Annotated in this window: 13 protein-coding genes and 2 pseudogenes; 4 read left to right on the plus strand and 11 right to left on the minus strand. The window is 72.0% G+C overall.

Annotated elements, in window-relative coordinates; genetic code table 11:
- Positions 1 to 99 precede the first annotated feature (99 nt).
- Together ABZ924_RS16540 and dacB are read right to left on the minus strand one after the other, a co-directional pair.
- Entirely contained in the window at positions 100 to 1,245 is a 1,146-nt protein-coding gene (locus ABZ924_RS16540) for a zinc-dependent metalloprotease (protein ID WP_361909373.1), read from the minus strand.
- A 65-nt stretch (positions 1,246 to 1,310) separates the two neighbouring features.
- Positions 1,311 to 2,750 carry a D-alanyl-D-alanine carboxypeptidase/D-alanyl-D-alanine-endopeptidase gene (dacB, locus tag ABZ924_RS16545; protein ID WP_361909375.1) on the minus strand — a complete coding sequence of 480 codons (1,440 nt, stop codon included), beginning with the start codon at positions 2,748 to 2,750 and terminating at the stop codon, positions 1,311 to 1,313.
- Between the two features lie 183 nt (positions 2,751 to 2,933).
- Here dacB and ABZ924_RS16550 point away from each other — a divergent pair, with 183 nt between their 5' ends.
- The 3 genes from ABZ924_RS16550 (at position 2,934) to ABZ924_RS16560 (ending at position 5,893) form a co-directional block, all read left to right on the plus strand.
- A complete protein-coding gene (locus tag ABZ924_RS16550) occupies positions 2,934 to 3,425 on the plus strand; it encodes an inorganic diphosphatase (RefSeq protein WP_125541818.1) in 492 nt (163 codons plus the stop codon).
- A gap of 212 nt (positions 3,426 to 3,637) precedes the next feature.
- Positions 3,638 to 5,293 carry a threonine/serine exporter family protein gene (locus ABZ924_RS16555; protein WP_361909378.1) on the plus strand — a complete coding sequence of 552 codons (1,656 nt, stop codon included), beginning with the start codon at positions 3,638 to 3,640 and terminating at the stop codon, positions 5,291 to 5,293.
- Positions 5,294 to 5,350: 57 nt separating this feature from the next.
- Positions 5,351 to 5,893, plus strand: a complete 543-nt coding sequence (locus ABZ924_RS16560) for an aminoglycoside adenylyltransferase (RefSeq protein ID WP_361909381.1) — start codon at positions 5,351 to 5,353, stop codon at positions 5,891 to 5,893.
- A 137-nt stretch (positions 5,894 to 6,030) separates the two neighbouring features.
- On the opposite strand, the pseudogene ABZ924_RS16565 reads toward ABZ924_RS16560, so the two are convergent.
- The 6 genes and pseudogenes from ABZ924_RS16565 to ABZ924_RS16590 all read right to left on the minus strand — a co-directional run.
- Positions 6,031 to 6,666 (minus strand): annotated as a pseudogene (locus ABZ924_RS16565) (VTT domain-containing protein); the annotation flags it as partial.
- Positions 6,667 to 6,831: 165 nt separating this feature from the next.
- The gene (locus ABZ924_RS16570; protein WP_361909384.1) at positions 6,832 to 7,590 is read right to left on the minus strand and encodes a MerR family transcriptional regulator; all 759 of its coding nucleotides are present in this window, start codon (positions 7,588 to 7,590) and stop codon (positions 6,832 to 6,834) included.
- Positions 7,591 to 7,668: 78 nt separating this feature from the next.
- Positions 7,669 to 8,181, minus strand: coding sequence for a DinB family protein (locus tag ABZ924_RS16575; RefSeq protein WP_361909386.1), 513 nt, complete (start codon positions 8,179 to 8,181; stop codon positions 7,669 to 7,671).
- A 94-nt stretch (positions 8,182 to 8,275) separates the two neighbouring features.
- Positions 8,276 to 10,354 (minus strand): penicillin-binding protein 2, encoded by a 2,079-nt coding sequence (gene mrdA / locus ABZ924_RS16580; RefSeq protein ID WP_361909389.1) that lies wholly within the window; start codon positions 10,352 to 10,354, stop codon positions 8,276 to 8,278.
- Between the two features lie 104 nt (positions 10,355 to 10,458).
- Complete coding sequence (locus ABZ924_RS16585; RefSeq protein WP_361909391.1) at positions 10,459 to 11,916, minus strand: aldehyde dehydrogenase family protein; 1,458 nt, start codon at positions 11,914 to 11,916, stop codon at positions 10,459 to 10,461.
- Between the two features lie 86 nt (positions 11,917 to 12,002).
- Positions 12,003 to 12,881 (minus strand): helix-turn-helix transcriptional regulator, encoded by an 879-nt coding sequence (locus ABZ924_RS16590; RefSeq protein WP_361909412.1) that lies wholly within the window; start codon positions 12,879 to 12,881, stop codon positions 12,003 to 12,005.
- A gap of 344 nt (positions 12,882 to 13,225) precedes the next feature.
- On the opposite strand from ABZ924_RS16590, the gene ABZ924_RS16595 reads away from it, so the two are divergent.
- A complete protein-coding gene (locus ABZ924_RS16595) occupies positions 13,226 to 13,756 on the plus strand; it encodes an ATP-binding protein (protein WP_361909394.1) in 531 nt (176 codons plus the stop codon).
- 185 nt (positions 13,757 to 13,941) lie between these two features.
- Here ABZ924_RS16595 and ABZ924_RS16600 read toward each other — a convergent pair whose 3' ends face one another.
- The 3 genes and pseudogenes from ABZ924_RS16600 to ABZ924_RS16610 all read right to left on the minus strand — a co-directional run bounded on the left by ABZ924_RS16600 (position 13,942) and on the right by ABZ924_RS16610 (position 16,207).
- Positions 13,942 to 14,157 carry a DUF397 domain-containing protein gene (locus tag ABZ924_RS16600; protein ID WP_360631634.1) on the minus strand — a complete coding sequence of 72 codons (216 nt, stop codon included), beginning with the start codon at positions 14,155 to 14,157 and terminating at the stop codon, positions 13,942 to 13,944.
- 300 nt (positions 14,158 to 14,457) lie between these two features.
- A pseudogene (locus ABZ924_RS16605) lies at positions 14,458 to 14,874 on the minus strand (FUSC family protein); the annotation flags it as partial.
- A 157-nt stretch (positions 14,875 to 15,031) separates the two neighbouring features.
- Positions 15,032 to 16,207: a DUF2786 domain-containing protein gene (locus ABZ924_RS16610; protein ID WP_361909397.1), complete on the minus strand. Its 1,176-nt coding sequence runs from the start codon at positions 16,205 to 16,207 to the stop codon at positions 15,032 to 15,034.
- Positions 16,208 to 16,618: the final 411 nt, after the last annotated feature.

Raw genomic sequence — 16,618 nt, forward strand, 5'->3', positions numbered from 1 at the left:
CCGAGCCGTTCCCTGAGCATCGCACGCCCTTCCACGCCCCACGGTCCCTCGGACGGGTGACGCTTCTTCCCCCAGTGAGACATGTTTACGCCCCCTGGGTCACTCCCCTTCGCTCGGTTCGCTCCCCCTGCGGTGCACGCGGGCCACCCAGTCCGCGGGCCGCGCGATCTCGGCCTTGGTGGGCAGCGTGTTCGGGGACGTCCACACCCGGTTGAAGCCCTCCATGCCGACCTGGCCGACGACGGCGCGCACGAAGCGCTCCCCGTCGCGGTACTGGCGCAGCTTGGCGTCGAGGCCGAGCAGCTTGCGCAGGGCGGCGTCGAGGCGGCCCGCACCGCTGACCCGGCGCTGCTGGAACTTCTCGCGGATCTCGGCGACGGAGGGCACGACCTCGGGGCCGACGCCGTCCATCACGAAGTCGGCGTGTCCTTCGAGCAGGGACATGACGGCGGTGAGGCGGCCGAGGACCTCGCGCTGCTCGGGGGTCTGGACGAGCTCGACGAGGGAGCGGCCCTCGTCGCCCTGCTCGGAGTCGGGGCGGGCGCCGGCCCAGGACTGGACGGCCTCGCGCAGGCGTTCGAGGATGGTCGCCGGGTCCATCTCGGTGGCGCCGAGGAAGGTCTGGATCTCGCCCTCGAGGTGGTCGCGCAGCCACGGGACGGCGGTGAACTGGGTGCGGTGCGTCTCCTCGTGGAGGCAGACCCACAGCCGGAAGTCGTGCGGGTGGACCTCCAGCTCGCGCTCGACGTGGACGATGTTGGGCGCGACGAGCAGCAGCCGGCCGCCGCCCGCGGGCGAGCCCGGCAGGTCCCCGCCGAGCGGGGCGAAGGTCTCGTACTGGCCGAGCACGCGGGAGGCGAGGAAGCTCAGCAGCATGCCGAGCTCGACGCCGGTGACCTTGCCGCCGACCGCGCCGAAGACGGCCGCGCCGGGGGTGCCCGCGCGGCGCTCCTGCATCTTGCCGAGCAGCGGCGCGAGGAGCTCGCGGAACCCGGCCACGTTGGCCCGGACCCAGCCGGGCCGGTCGACGACGAGGACGGGCGTATCGGCGACGGCGGCGCCCTCGGGGATCATCCGGGTGAACTCGCGGACGTGGCGCTCGGAGGTCCTGGCATGCCTGCGCAGCTCCGCGACCACGGCCCGGGCCTCGTCGCGGCTGACCTCCGGACCCGGCCGGACCAGCCGGATCGCGGTCGCCACCGCGAGGTTCCAGTCGACCATCTCCGCACCACCGATGCTCGTCATGCGTCAACGGTACGTGGACCAGCGCGGATGCGGATCCCCTGTGGACGCCCCGGTCGGCCCGCGCCTCAGCGCGGCGCGCCGGCCACGGCTGCCGCGAGCTTGTCCAGCCCCTTCTCGGCGGCTCCTCCGTCGGGTGCGTTCGCGGTCAGGAAGGCGAAGGCGAGCAATCGCCCGGAGGGGTCCACGACCGTGCCGGAGAGGGAGTTCACCCCGGTCAGGGTGCCCGTCTTGGCCCGGACCAGGCCGGCGGCCGGGGAGCTGCCGGCGTTGCGGGCGCGCAGGGTCCCGGTGAAGCCGGCCACGGGCAGCCCGGTGAGGACGGGCCGCAGCTCGGGGTGGCGGGGGTCGGCGGCCCGGGCCAGGAGGCCGGTGAGCAGGCCGCTGCTGACCTTGTCGGCGCGGTTCAGGCCGCTGCCGTCGGCGAAGCGGGAGCCGGCCACCTCGACGCCGAGAGCGGCGAGGCGGTCCGTGACGGCCTTCTCGGCGCCCTCGAAGCTGGCGGGCTGCCCCGAGGCGAGGGCGGTCTGCCGGGCGAGGGCCTCGGCGATGTCGTTGTCGCTGTTGGTCAGCATCCGCTCGACGAGGCCGGCGACCGGCGTGGACAGGGTGGCGGCGAGCGGCGGGGCGCCCGGGGCGGGCTTCGCCCTCGCCGGGTCGGCGGTGACCTTGATGCCGCGCTCCTTCAGCAGGGCGGCGAAGGCGGCGGCGGTCTCGGCGGCCGGGTCCTCGACCCGGTCCACGGGGCCGGAGGTGGAGTCGTCGGGGCGGCCCTCGTCGGCGGCCAGGGGCGTGACGAGGGCGATGTTGGCGTTGACGCCGATCGGGTGGCGGGCGGCTCCGGTGTAGAGGGAGTCGTCGTAGCCGAGGGTGACGCTGTCGGTGCCGGCGGCCTTGAGGGCCTGGGCGGTGTCGGCGGCGAGCGCGACGAGGCTGCCGCCGGACCCGGCGGGGCTCTTCTTCTTGGCGGTCAGGGAGGGGTCGCCGCCGCCGACCAGGACGATCTGGCCGGGCGCCGGGCCGGCCGCCACGGTGGTGCGGATGCGGTGCTCGGGGCCGAGCGCGGCGAGGGCGGCCGCCGCAGTGGCGATCTTGATGGTGGAGGCCGGGGTCATCGGCTCGTGCGGCCCGGACTCGTAGAGCACCTGCCCGGTCGCGGCGTCCACGACCGAGGCCGTACGGACGCTGCCGAGCGCGGGATCGGCCAGCAGGGGCCGCAGCAGCTCGGCCAGCTTCGCGGAACCTGCAGCTCCGTCGGCGGCCGCGGCCTGGCGCGGCGCGCCCGGCCCGATCCCGGCGAGCACGCCGGGAGCGCTCGGCGCGGCCTGCGGCAGCGGGCCGGCGCCGTGATCTGCGCCACCCGTCAGGCCCCAGGAGGCGGCCCGGTCCCGCTCGGCCTTACGCTGGCCGGAGTCCCAAGGACCGGCGGCGGAAACCGCCGCCACCGACAGGGCGAGACCGGCAACGGTCGACCCCGCGATGAGCTGCCACGTCTTGACCAATGGCACCTCGGACCAGCCCCTTTCGCGATCACACACATGCGTGAGGGACACTTAACCACTGCGTCTTGCCGCGAGCATGGCACCCCACCCGGCTGGGGGTACCTCCCAGGCGCTGGGCCGGACGCGCTATCACTCGGATGCACATCAAGCTGCGGCACAGGGCCGGAGCTGATCATGGAGGAGCAGGACGTGGAGTTCGACGTCACCATCGAGATCCCCAAGGGTTCGCGGAACAAGTACGAGGTGGACCACGAGACCGGCCGGATCCGTCTGGACCGTCGTCTGTTCACCTCCACCAGCTACCCGACGGACTACGGCTTCGTCGAGAACACCCTCGGCGAGGACGGCGACCCGCTGGACGCGCTGGTCATCCTGGACGAGCCCACCTTCCCGGGCTGCCTGATCAAGTGCCGCGCCATCGGCATGTTCCGCATGACGGACGAGGCGGGCGGCGACGACAAGCTGCTGTGCGTGCCGGCCTCCGACCCGCGTGTCGAGCACCTGCGCGACATCCACCACATCTCGGAGTTCGACCGCCTCGAGATCCAGCACTTCTTCGAGGTCTACAAGGACCTGGAGCCGGGCAAGTCGGTCGAGGGCGCCAACTGGGTCGGCCGCACCGAGGCCGAGGCCGAGATCGAGCGCTCCTTCAAGCGTCTGCAGGAGCAGGGCGGCCACTGAGCCCCCGGGCTCGCGGGCCGCTGGCCCTGAGCCCTGAGCCCCTGGGCTCTGCGCCGCCGAGCGCCTGAGCCAGAACCGCCGAGCGGGCGGCACCCCATGCGGGTGCCGCCCGCTCGCCGTGTACGGCCCCCGGAGGCCGCCGGGGTCTTGGTCGCCGTGGATGAAACGATTCCGCATACTGATACCCGGGCCGGTCAGGGACGGGAGGACGCGTGGCGGAGGACGGGGAATCCGGCGGCACGGAGGACCGGAAGCCGATATCCGACGAGGCGCACAGCGCCTTCACGCCGCCGCCCGGGATGGAGCCGGAGGCCGGCGGCGACGAGCAGCCGACCTCGGAGTTCACCGTGCCGCAGGGGCTCCCGGTGCTGTCCGGTCCGGAGCCGGAGGGCTCCGCGTTCACACCCCCGGCCACCTACAGTGCCCAGCACTCGCCGCCCGCCCACCTGCCCGGCCAGGGCCTGCCCCTCGCCCCGCTGACGGAGTCCCCCTGGCAGGACCGCATGCGCACCATGCTGCGCATGCCGGTGGACGTCCGGCCGGTGCCCGAGCCGGTGCAGAAGCACGGCGAGGCCGGACCGGCCGTGGGCCGCGTCCTCGACCTGACCCTGCGCATCGGCGAGCTGCTGCTGGCGGGCGGCGAGGGCGCCGAGGACGTGGAGGCCGCGATGTTCGCCGTGGCCCGCTCCTACGGGCTGGACCGCTGCGAGCCCACGGTCACCTTCACCATGCTGTCGATCACCCACCAGCCCTCCCTGGTGGACGACCCCGTGTCGGCGAACCGGACCGTGCGCCGCCGCGGCACCGACTACACCCGCCTGGCGGCCGTCTTCCGGCTGGTGGACGACATCAGCGCCCCCGAGGTCGAGGTCTCGCTCGAGGAGGCCTACCGGCGGCTCGCCGTGATCCGGCGCAACCGGCACCCGTACCCGACCTGGGTCCTCACGGCTGCCACCGGGCTGCTCGCCGGGGCCGCCTCGATCCTCGTCGGCGGCGGCGTGATCGTCTTCTTCGCAGCCGCGATCGGAGCCATGCTCGGCGACCGGCTGGCCTGGCTGTGCGCTGGGCGCGGGCTGCCCGAGTTCTACCAGTTCGTGGTGGCCGCGATGCCGCCCGCCGCGATCGGGGTGGCCCTGTCGCTGTCCGACATCAACGCGCTCGCCTCCGCGGTGATCACCGGCGGGCTGTTCGCGCTGCTGCCCGGGCGGGCCCTGGTCGCGGCCGTGCAGGACGGCCTGACCGGCTTCTACATCACCGCCTCGGCCCGCCTGCTGGAGGTCATGTACCTCTTCATCGGCATCATCATGGGCGTCCTGGTGGTGCTCTACCTCGGCCTCCAGCTCGGCGCCGCGCCACGGCCCGAGGAGGCCCTCCAGATCACCCAGCGGCCGCTGATCCAGATCGCCGCCTCGATGGTGCTGGTGTTCACGTTCGCGATCCTGCTCCAGCAGGAGCGGTCCACCGTGTGGATCGTGACGCTGAACGGCGGGGTCGCCTGGGTGACCTTCGGGGCCCTGCACTACGCGGGCGGCATCCCGCCGGTCCCCTCCACGGCCATCGCCGCCGGGCTCGTCGGCCTGTTCGGCCAGCTCTTCTCCCGCTACCGCTTCGCGTCCGCGCTGCCCTACGTCACCGCCGCCATCGGCCCGCTGCTGCCCGGCTCGGCGACGTACTACGGGCTGCTCCTGATCGCCGAGAACCAGCTCAACAAGGGGCTCGGCTCCCTGACCAACGCGGCCGCGATCGCCCTGGCCATCGCCATCGGCGTAAACCTCGGGCAGGAGGCCTCGCGGCTGTTCATGAAGATCCCGGGAGCCGCGAGCGCCGCCAGCCGCCGCGCGGCCGCCAAGCGCACCCGCGGCTACTGACCCCCGCAGCCGAAATCCGGATGCCCGGGCCGCGGCTGCCGCGTAGCCTCCGCTGCCATGGACACCGAGCGCACCGCCCTGCAGCTGCGGCTCATCGCCGACACGGTGGAGGCCGCCGGGGCCGCCGGGACACAGGTGTGGCTCCGCGGGGGCTGGGCCATGGACTTCTTCCTCGGCGGGCCCACGCGCGACCACGAGGACGTCGACTGGTTCACCTGGGCCGCGGACGCGCCCCGGCTGGCGGCGGAGCTGCTGCGCCGCGGCCACGAACCGCTGCCCGGACCGCCTCCGGACCAGCAGCTCGACTTCGTCCGCAGCGGCGTGGAGAGCCAGTTCGCCCTGCTGGACCGGGACCGCGCCGGCCGGGTCGTGGTCGCCGGCGGCCCCTGGGCCGGAGAGCCCTGGCCGGACGGCATGCTCGACGCCCCGCCCGCCTCCGTCGGGGCGGTGCGGTGCCCGATCGTGAGCCCCGCCGCGCAGATCGAGATCAAGCGGATGACCCCGGTCTGGCTGCCGGGGCTGCCGCGCCGGCCGAAGGACGCCGAGGACATCGCCCGCCTGGAGGCGGCCCTGCGCGCACAGGACGCCCTGCCCCGCTGACGACCGGCCCCGGACATGCCTGCGCCCCGGGACCGCAGCGGGTCTGCCGGGGCGCAGGGGGCGGGCGTACGGGCTCGGGGAGCCGGTCAGCGCTTGGCGTGGCGGCGGCGCTCGCCCGGGGCCGGGACCCCGCCGGCGGCGGCCTCGGCGGCCCTGGCCTCCTTGCGGGCCTTGAGCACCTCGAAGGCCACCGGGATCAGGGACAGCAGGACGATCAGGACGAGGATCGCCTCGACGTTGTTCTTGATGACGGTGATCTGGCCGAGCCAGTAGCCGGCGAGCGTGATGCCGACGCCCCAGGCCACGCCGCCGATGATGTTGTACGTCAGGAACGTGCGGTACTTCATCGAGCCGGCGCCCGCGACCATCGGGGCGAAGGTGCGGATGATCGGCACGAAGCGGGCGAGCACGATCGCCTTCGGGCCGTGCTTGTCCATGAACTCGTGCGCCTTGTCCAGGTTCTCCCGCTTGAAGAGCTTCGAGTTCGGCCGGTTGAAAAGCTTCGGCCCGAAGAACTTGCCGATCATGTAGCCGACCTGGTCACCGATGATCGCGGCGGCCGCGATCAGGGCGCACACCAGCGCCAGCGGCTGCTTGATGTACTCGCCGTTGGCGACCAGCAGACCTGCCGTGAACAGCAGCGAATCGCCGGGGAGGAAGGCGAAGAGGCCCGATTCCGCGAAAACGATGACCAGGATGCCGACCAGGCCGAAGTGCGAGATCAGATAGTCCGGGGACAGCCATTCAGAGGCGCCGAGCGCAAGCGTGTACACGGGTGCGGGTCTCTCCTGGATCGGGGGGCGTCCGCGGGGGTGGAGGGGGGTGGGGCGGACGAAGAGGATCGTCTCAATTATCAACGCACTCGGCCACCACCCGGTTCCAGGTACCGGATGGCGGCCGGGGGGCCGCCGGGCCGCGAGGGCCCGGGAGGCCCCGTGCTAGGCGTTGCGGGCGGCGTTCGCCACGATCGCGTCCCGCAGGAACACGGCGAGGCCCGGGTGGATGGCCTCGTAGAACGCGGTGAACCGCTCGTCCGCCACGTACATCTCGCCGAGGCAGGTGTGCATCTCGTACGCGCAGGTGTAGTGGTTCCGGTTGAGCCAGCCGCGGTGCTCCTCGGCGAGGTCCATGGCCTCCTCGGAACCGGCGGCGGCCCCGGTGTCCATCAGGGCGGCGAGGCGGCCGTGGATCCCGTTGGCCTCCTCCATGATCCGCTGCCAGTCCTCCTTGCCGTACGAGGCCGACCGGCGGGCGGACTCCTTGTACTGCTCGGTGTCGCCCCAGCGCTCCTCGGCCTCCGCCGCGTACTGGTCGGGGTCGAAGTCGCCGAAGACCTCGAACTTCTCCTCGGGCGTGAGGTTGATGCCCATCCTGTGTGCCTCCATGGCGTGCTCCACGGCCTTGGCCATCTGCTGGAGCCGGTCGATCCGGTCGGACAGGAGGGCGTGCTGCCGGCGCAGGTGCTCCCTCGGGTCCGCGTCCGGGTCGTCCAGCAGGGCTGCGACCTCTTCGAGGGGGAAGCCGAGCTCCCGGTAGAACAGGATCCGCTGCAGCCGGTCGAGGTCGGCGTCGTCGTAACGCCGGTGCCCCGCCCCGCTGCGGCTGCTCGGGGAGAGCAGGCCGATCTCGTCGTAGTGGTGCAGGGTGCGCACCGTCACCTTGGCGAATCCGGCGACCTGTCCCACGGAGTAGCTCATGGCTTCCGCCCTTCTTCTTCGGTACGCCACCGACTGTGCTGCCTCACGCCGCGTGAGGTGCAAGTCGTCCGCCGAGGGCTATCCCATGGCCTTCGTGCCGTCCAGGGACTCGCGGATGACGTCCGCGTGGCCCGCGTGGCGCGCGAACTCCTCCACCAGATGCAGCAGCATCCAGCGCATCGAGACCTTGGCGTCCTTGGGGAACCAGGGCGCCTCGGGCAGCGGGAACGTCTCGTCGAGGCTGGGCAGCGCCCGGACGAAGGCCGTCAGCTCCGCCGTGACCCCCTCCCAGAAGGCCTGGATGGCCGGGACGGTCTCGTCGCCGACGAGGCGGAAGCCATCGCCCCACGTCTCGGGGGTGCGCTGGATCTCGTTCGTCCGCTGCTGCGCCATCCGCAGCCAGGTCAGCTCGACCTCGGCGACGTGCTTGAGCAGCCCGGACAGGGACAGCTCGCTGGCGCTGGGGCGGCTCGCCGCCTGCTCCTCGGTGAGTCCGGCCAGCGATTCGCGGATCGCCGTGCGCTGGGCTTCGACGAAGAGCAGAAGCGTGCCGCGCTCGTCGCCCGCGATCTCTTCGGAGAGGTGAGCCATGACCAACCGCCTTTTCTGTGGGTCGTCCTGCTGACAGGAACCACACTACGGAGGATTGAGGTCAGGCTCCGTCCTAAATTCCCGTCGGGCGCGGTCAGTTCGCACCGTCCGGGCGGATGGCCGGCAGCTGCGTCATCGGCTTGGGCAGCAGGGCCTTGGAGAGGTCCTGGGCGCCCTTCTCGTCGAGCCCGTACATCGCCTCGTAGATGTGGCGGACGGCGGGCCCGGAGGCGCCAGAGCCGGTGCCGCCCTGGGAGATCGTCATGACGATGGCGTAGTCCTCGGTGTACGAGGCGAACCACGAGGTGGTCTGCTTGCCCTGGACCTCGGCGGTGCCGGTCTTGGCGTGCATCGGGATCTGCTTCTGCGGCCAGCCGCCGAACCGCCAGGCGGCGCTGCCGGAGGTGACCACCGAGGCGAGGGCGGCGTCGATGTCGTCGCGCAGCTCCGCGTCCATGGGCAGCCGGCCCTGCTCCTTGGGGGCGATCTCCTTGACCGAGGTGCCGTCCGCGCTGACCAGCGCCTTGCCGATGCTGGGCTGGTGCAGCATGCCGCCGTTGGCGATGGCCGCGTAGATCGAGGCCATCTGGATCGGGGTGACGAGGGTGTCGCCCTGGCCGATCGAGTAGTTGATCGCGTCGCCCTCGCGCAGCTGGTTGCCCTGGCGGCAGTTCTCGTACGCGATCCTCTCGGCGTAGCTGCCGTTCTGCTTGCCGTCGCGGCACCAGGCGGCCTTGTTGGCCTCGAAGAAGTCCTTCTTCCACTGGCGGTCGGGGACCCGGCCGTTCACCTCGTTGGGCAGGTCGATGCCGGTCGCCTTGCCGAGGCCGAAGGCGTGGGCGGTCTTGAGGAACCAGTCGGCGGGCTCCTTCTTGGGGTTGATCCCGCCGTCCTTCTTCCACTCCTGGTCGGCGATGGCGTAGTAGACCGTGTCGCAGGAGACCTCCAGGGCGCGGCCGATGGTGATGTCGCCGTAGCCCTGGGACTCGAAGTTGGTGAAGGTCTGGCGGCCCACCGAGTACGAGCTGGGGCAGCCGTAGCGGCCGTTGAAGGGGTAGCCCGCGTTGACCGCGGCCGTCGAGGAGACGACCTTGAAGATCGAGCCGGGGGCGGCCTGGCCCTGGATCGCCCGGTTGAGCAGCGGGTAGTTGGAGTCCTTGTCGGTCAGTGCCGCGTAGTCCTTGGCGGAGATGCCGCCGACCCAGGTGTTGGGGTCGTAGGTCGGGTTCGAGGCCATGGCGACGACCCGGCCGGTCTTGGCCTCCATGACGACGACCGCGCCCGCGTCGGCCTCGTAGTTGCGGTGCGTGTTCTTGTCGTAGCCCTTGCGGGCCTCGACCATCGCGTTGTTCAGCTCGCGCTCGGCGACCGCCTGCACGCGCGCGTCGATCGAGGTGACGACGTTCGCGCCGGGGGTGGGCTTGTCCGCCTGGGCCTGGCCGATGACCCGCCCGAGGTTGTCCACCTCGTAGCGGGTGACGCCGGCCTTGCCGCGCAGCTCCTTGTCGTACGTGCGCTCCAGGCCGGAGCGGCCCACCTGGTCGGAGCGCAGGTAGGGCGAGTCGGTCTTCTTCGCCTTGGCGATCTCCGCGTCGGTGACCGGCGAGAGGTAGCCGAGGACCTGGGCGGTGTTGGCCTGCTCCGGCGCGGGGTAGCGGCGCAGGGCGGTCGGCTCGGCGGTGATGCCGGGGAACCGCTCGGCGTGCTCCCTTATCTCCAGGACCTGGTCGGTGGTGGCCTCGTCGGTGATGGGGATCGGCTGGTACGGGGAGCCGTTCCAGCAGGGCTTGGGGGTCTTGGCGTCACACAGCCGGACGCTGTTGACGACGTCGTCCGCCTTGAGGCCGAGGACTCCGGCGAGGCGGGTGAGGACGTCCTTGCCCTTGTCCTTCATCCTGCTGAGGTCGGTGCGGCTCGCGGAGACCACCATGCGCGTCTCGTTGTCGGCGAGCGGAACCCCGCGGGCGTCGAGGATGGAGCCGCGCACCGCGGGCTGGACGACCTGCTGGACGTGGTTGTTCTTGGCCTCGTCGGTGTACTCCTGGCCGTTGCGGATCTGCAGGTACCACAGGCGTCCGCCCAGGGTGAGCAGCAGCGAGAAGACGACCACCTGGATGACCACCAGGCGGTTCTGGACCCGGGGCGTGCGCCCCGTCTCCGGAATGTTGCTCAACTCGAAACTCCCCCGAAGCGCTGCCCGCCGCCGACTCCGCCGAGTCTAGAGCGACCGGTGGGGCGAGGGGGGCGGAGGGGGAAGCGGAACGGTCCCGGAGGCGGTCAGAAGGGGAAGCTGCTCCGGCCGTGCTGCACGGAGATCCACTTCTGGGTGGTGAAGGCCTCCACGGTTGCCTCGCCGCCCAGCCGGCCCAGCCCCGAGGCCTTCTCCCCGCCGAACGCCGCCAGTGGCTCGTCGCCGATGGTGGAGTCGTTGACGTGCATCATCCCGGTGTCGATGCGCTGGGCGAAGCGGACGCCGCGCTCCACGTCGCGGGTGTGGACGGCGCCGCTGAGCCCGTACGGGGTCGCGTTGGCCATCCGTACGGCCTCCTCCTCGCCGTCGAAGACCATCAGCAGGGCGACCGGGCCGAAGATCTCCTGGCCCAGGAGCGGGGAGTCCTCGGGGATCCCGGCCAGCACGGTCGGCTCGACGAGGTTGCCGCGCGTGGAGCCCCGTACGAGGGCCTGCGCGCCGGAGGCCACGGCCTGGTCCACGAGGGCGGTCAGGGCGTCGGCCTGGAAGGAGTTGATCAGCGGGCCGATGTGGGTGTCGGCCTCGCGGGGGTCGCCGGTCCTCAGGGCCCGGACCCGGGCGGTGAACTTCTCGGTGAACTCCTCCGCGATCGAGGCGTCGACCAGGATCCGGTTGGCGGCCATGCAGACCTGCCCCTGGTAGACGAAGCGGCTGAAGACGGCCGCGTCGACGGCGTAGTCGATGTCGGCGTCGTCGAGGACGACGAGGGCGCTGTTGCCGCTGAGCTCCAGGACGGTCCGCTTGAAGTGCCGGGCCGCGACCGCGCCGACGTGGCGGCCGACGCGGTCGGATCCGGCGAAGGAGATGACCTTGGGGACCGGGTGCGTCAGGAGCGCGTCACCTATCTCGGCTATGTCGGTGACCAGGACGCCGAGCAGCCCGGCCGGCAGGCCCGCGTCCTCGAAGATCTTGGCGATGACCCCGCCGCCGATCACGGGTGCGTTCTGGTTCGGCTTGATCACGACGGCGTTGCCGAGGGCGAGGGCCGGGGCGACCGACTTCAGCGTGACCAGGAACGGGAAGTTGAAGGGACTGATCACGGTCACGACGCCGACCGGGAGCCGCTGGACGCGGCTCTCCTTGCCCGGGATCGGCGAGACCATGATCCGGCCCTCGGGACGCACCGCCAGCTGCATCGACTCGCGCAGGAACTCCTTGGCGAGGTGGATCTCGTACTCGGCCTTGGACCGGGTCCCGCCGAGCTCGTCGATCATCGCCTCGACGAGTTCCTTCTCGCGCTCCTCGGTGATCCGCAGGGCGCGCTCCAGGACGGCGCGTCTGGTGTAGGGGCTGGTCGCCGCCCACTCCCTCTGGGCCCGCTCGGCCGCGCGGTAGGCCTCGTCCACCTGCTCGACGGTGGCCACGGTGATCGCCGCGAGCTTCTCCCCGTTGTACGGGTTGACGTCGATGATGTCCCACGATCCGGTGCCGGCCAGCCATTTGCCGTCGATGTACTGGTGAGCCAGGTCCTCGAATATGGACATGCCATCCCTTACTGCGAGCGCGCACCCGTGCGCTGCACCGGAGACCGATCGGTCATGCACTGATCAGACGTCATAGTACGTGCGATTCAAGACAGTTGGAGGAGACCGCGGAGAAGATCCCGGGTCTGGTCGGGGTCGGGGCAGTCGGCCTGGAGCCGCGCCATCGCCCGCTCGTACTGGGCCACTTCCTCGTCCTTGTCCAGGTAGAGCGCGCTGGTGAGCTGTTCCAGATAGACGATGTCCTGCAGGTCGGACTCGGGGAAGCGCAGCAGGGTGAACGCCCCGCTCTCGCCGGCGTGGCCGCCGAAGGAGAACGGCATCACCTGGAGCTGCACGTTGGGCCGCTGGGAGACCTCGATCAGGTGCTCCAGCTGGCCGCGCATGACCTCGCGGTCGCCGTACGGGCGGCGCAGGGCGGCCTCGTCGAGGACGGCGTGGAAGACCGGGGCGCTCTCGGAGACGAGCACCTTCTGCCGCTCCAGGCGCAGCGCGACGCGTCGGTCGATCTCGGCCTGGGAGGCTCCGGGCATGCCGCGGCTGACGACGGCCTGGGCGTAGGCCTCGGTCTGCAAGAGGCCGTGGACGAACTGCACTTCGTAGATCCGGATGAGCGAGGCGGCGCCCTCCAGTCCGATGTACGTCTGGAACCAGCCCGGCAGCACGTCGCCGTAACTGTGCCACCATCCCGCGGCGTTGGCCTCGCGGACGAGCCCCAGGAGGGACTCCCGCTCCGTGCCGTCCGTGACTCCGTAGAGCGTGAGGAGGTCCTCCACGTCTCGTGCCTTGAAGCTCACCCTTCCCAACTCCAAGCGGCTGATCTTCGATTCGGATGCGCGGATCGAGTAGCCGGCCGCTTCACGGGTGATGCCGCGGGATTCTCGGAGTCGCCTGAGCTGTGAGCCCAGGAGGATGCGGCGCACCACGGAACCGCCTGCTTCTGCGGTCACTAGTCCTGCCCTCCCCATCGCCATGGATACGCGTGGTCTGCGCGTGTGCTGCGTCGCTGGGCCCCCGAACCCCAGGCCCCGCAGTCTGCCACCAAAACGCATCGGCCCGTACTCGTTCTGTAACGGAATCCGGGCGGCCGCAAAAGAAGTCCGTAAGTGTGCGTAGGAAGAAATGAGCAAGAACCATCACGGGAGGGGACAGGTCCGGCGCGTGCACGTGCATCTGCCCTTGCATCCAGCTTCTGCATTCGGAACGATGGTGCCGCGCACCTGCGTGCTCTTCGCGCCGGCGCCGGACCCACCCCGCTGTTCTTTCTGGACGCACACCGCCGCTCCGTCCGCGAATCCCGGGAGTGCCTCGCATGGGGACGAATGGATCGACCATGCTCGAGCCGTTACGGCAGGGGCTGCCCCCGGTCGACCCCACGGCTGTGTCCGGGTCTGCCTCCTGCGCCCTGCCCGCCCGCTTCGAGGCGGTGCGCGGCGCCCGCTCGTTCACCCGGTCGACCCTGGCCCAGTGGAGCCTGGACGACCGCTTCGACGATGTGGCCCTGGTCGTCTCCGAGCTCGTCACCAACGCGCTGCGCCACGCCCTGCCGGGCGAGGCTCCGCGGTCCGGGGCGGGTGCGGGACCGGGGGGCGGGGAGCCCGAGGCCACCGTGCGGCTGCACCTGATGCGGTGGAGCTCCCGCCTGGTGTGCGCGGTGCGCGACCCCAGCGAGGACCGGCCGGGCGGATCCTTCGAACCGGAGCGCACGCAGGAGAACTGCGACCTGGAATCGGGGCGCGGGCTCTTCCTCGTGGACGCGTACAGCGACAGCTGGGGCTGGCACCCGCTTGCGGGGCGGCTGACCGGGAAGGTCGTCTGGGCGCTGTTCATGCTCCACGACTGAGCGGGCCACGGCGGGGACGGACGCCGGAGGCCCGCCGGACGCATGCCGGAAGTTCAGCGGAATCGAGGCGGGAACACGACGACTGGCCGGGACCGATCTGTGTGATCGTTCCCGGCCAGTGCACGTGCATGGCTTGATCAGTGGCACGGTTCCTGAGTGGTGCGGGCCCGCTCCCCTTCCGCTCCTCAGCTGATCAGGTGGTCGAACTCGCCGTCCTTGACGCCCAGCAGCAGCGCCTCGATCTCGGCCGGCGTGTAGACGAGTGCCGGTCCGTCAGGAAAGCGCGAGTTGCGCACGGCGACAGCGCCTCCTGGCAGTTTCGCGAACTCCACGCAGGAACCCTGCGAGTTGCTGTGCCTGCTCTTCTGCCAGGTCACCCCGTCGAGTTCTGCAGCTGCCATCCCGTTGTACGCGTGGTCCACAGGAAGCCCCCGATAGTGCAGATGTCAACTCCTCCGGATCATAGCTGTGTTCAGATGCACCCGCATGGGCAGATGCACGTGCACGCGGAGGGTGCCGCCTTGATCACTGTGAGGGGCGGACCGGGGCAATCAGGGCCGCATCGCCGCGGAGCCCTCGTCGAGGGAGGTCAGCCGCTGTGCGACGGCACCGCGCAGCACGCAGGCTCCCGGGGCGGATGGGCGTGGTCGGGCAGGTGGGCCTCCAGCAGCACGGCGCTGCGGCCCAGCCCGCCCAGGTGCGAGCCGGTCGGCGAGGCGGGTGCGCAGCCGCGGGGTCTCCCAGGCCGTGTAGAGGGCGTACGAGAGCATGCCAGCAGCCCGCCGACCAGTGTGAGGGCGCCCCGGTCGGGCACGTTCTGCGGCGCTGACGACCGCGAGCAGCCCCGACAGGTACGGGCCCGGCTGGGCGAGCTGTACGACGGCCGTGGCGACGGCGACCCCGGCCAGGGTTCCGCAGAAGCGGGCCGGCGGGACGGCCCGGGCGTAGGTCTGACTGAAGTCGGGCCGCATCACCATCAGGGCGGCCATCAGCGCCCAGTAGGCGTGCGCGAACGGCAGCGCGCGGCCGAGCAGGCAGCCGGCCGAGGCGGCGGCGGTGACGCGCACGGCGTGCCGCAGGACGGGCGAGCCGGAGCGCAGCTCGGCCCGTACGGCCCGAGGAAGCCGAGCCCGGCCCCGATGGCGAGCGCGAGGCCGGCGGCGGACCGCAGGGCGGCGAGTGGCTCGAGGCCGGTCCGCTCGACGGACGCCCCCGTCCGGACGCCGTCCTTCGGCGCCTTCGGCCGGCTCATGGCCCGAGCCTACGGCCGGCGCCCTACCCGGGCAGCGGCCTGCGCCCCTGGCCGCGCCCCACATGGGCCCGATCGGCGGCAGCGGTCCCGTCGTTCCACCCGGCGAGGTCACTGGCCCCGCGCAACCGGGTCGTGGTCGTCCTGGGAAACATCTCGTCCGCCCGGGCGGTGACGGCGACGTCGCGGGCCACCAGGGCCGGCAGGTAGTCGGGGGTCTCGGCCGCGGTGTGCTCGGCGGTCTCGGCGAGGCGCTGGCCGAGCCGGCTGGCGTACGCGAGCAGGAACGACTGCCGGAACGTTTTGGTCCGCTTGCGCCCGCCCGCCCGCTGGCCGGCCTCGGCCCGCGTCATGGCGGCCGTACCCTGCACGAGCAGCGAGGTGTAGAGCAGCTCGACGGCCTCGAGATCACTCTCGAACCCGACAACGGTGGAAAACTCAAAAGCGCCGTTCCAGACGGCCCGACAGCGATTCGCGGTGGCCACCGCATCGAGCAGCACCGCCTTGGCCTCCTCGTAGGGCGGCTCGACCCCGATCCGGCAGGCCGCCGGCGCCCGGTCCGCCCCCTTCCCACTGGCGGCGAGCAGCGCCTCGTCGACGGTGTGCCGGGCCATCAGCTCCTGGGCCTTGGCGCTGAGCGCCTCCGCCTCCTCCGGGTACGTCGTCGCCTCGGCCTTGGCGAGCAGCGCTCGGATCCGGCCCAGCATGCGGGGCTCGATGTGCGCGTGCTGGAGGGCATCGGCCGCGGGATCCCCCGGAACCGGGCCCACCGGCTCGATCCCCGGCAGCCGGATCAGCAGCCGGAACAGCTCCAGCACGGCGGTGGCCAGGGAGAACCGGTCCGCCCGCTCCCGCTGCGCGAGCTGCTCCCCGTACCGGGCATCGTCCCCCCACCACACCCGAGCGTCGCTCCACCGCTCGGGCAGCCGCGCATACCGTCGGCCCTCACCGGCAACGAAGTCCCCGAACACCCGCACGTGCCGCTCGTCGAGGTCCCGCCGCACCAGCCGCTGCACGTCGGCCGGCTGCCAGCCGCGCTCCCAGGCCTGCCGTACGTACGCCTCCCCGCGCGCGAGCAGCTCCCGGGCCACCCCGGCCCACGCCGCGCCATCGGCCGCGAGCAACGAGGCCCCGGCATCCAGCCCGGCGTCGCCGTCCCCATAAAGCGCAACCTCACAGGCCCGCCCCACCACATCCACCACCCCCCAAGCTTCCCACGCCCCCTCCACACCCAGCCCCGCCGGCAAATCCAGCCCCGCCGGCGCTCGAGCCGCGGGATCTGCGGCCGCGCCCCGGCACCCCGGCTCCGCCGACCTTCGCAGCCGGGGGTCGGGCAATTCCAGCCTCGCCGGCGCTTGAGGCGCGGGGTCTGGGGCGGAGCCCCAGAAGCCCAGCCGGCTCGGCCCGCCACGTGAGCCGGGGGTCCGGCCGACTCAGCCTCGCCGGCGTTTGAGTGGGGGTCCCCCGGACGGAGTCTGGGGGAGGGCCCGGGCAGAGCCCGGTGCCCGGCGGAGCCGGGGGGCGGTGGGGGGGGGCCCCAAGAACCCCCGCCCGCCCCACCCGCCCGGGGGGGGAGGGGGGCCCCCCCCCCCCCCCACACACCCCGCCACGGC

It is taken from the genome of Streptomyces sp. NPDC046876 (assembly GCF_040645035.1).
GTDB lineage: Bacteria > Actinomycetota > Actinomycetes > Streptomycetales > Streptomycetaceae > Streptomyces.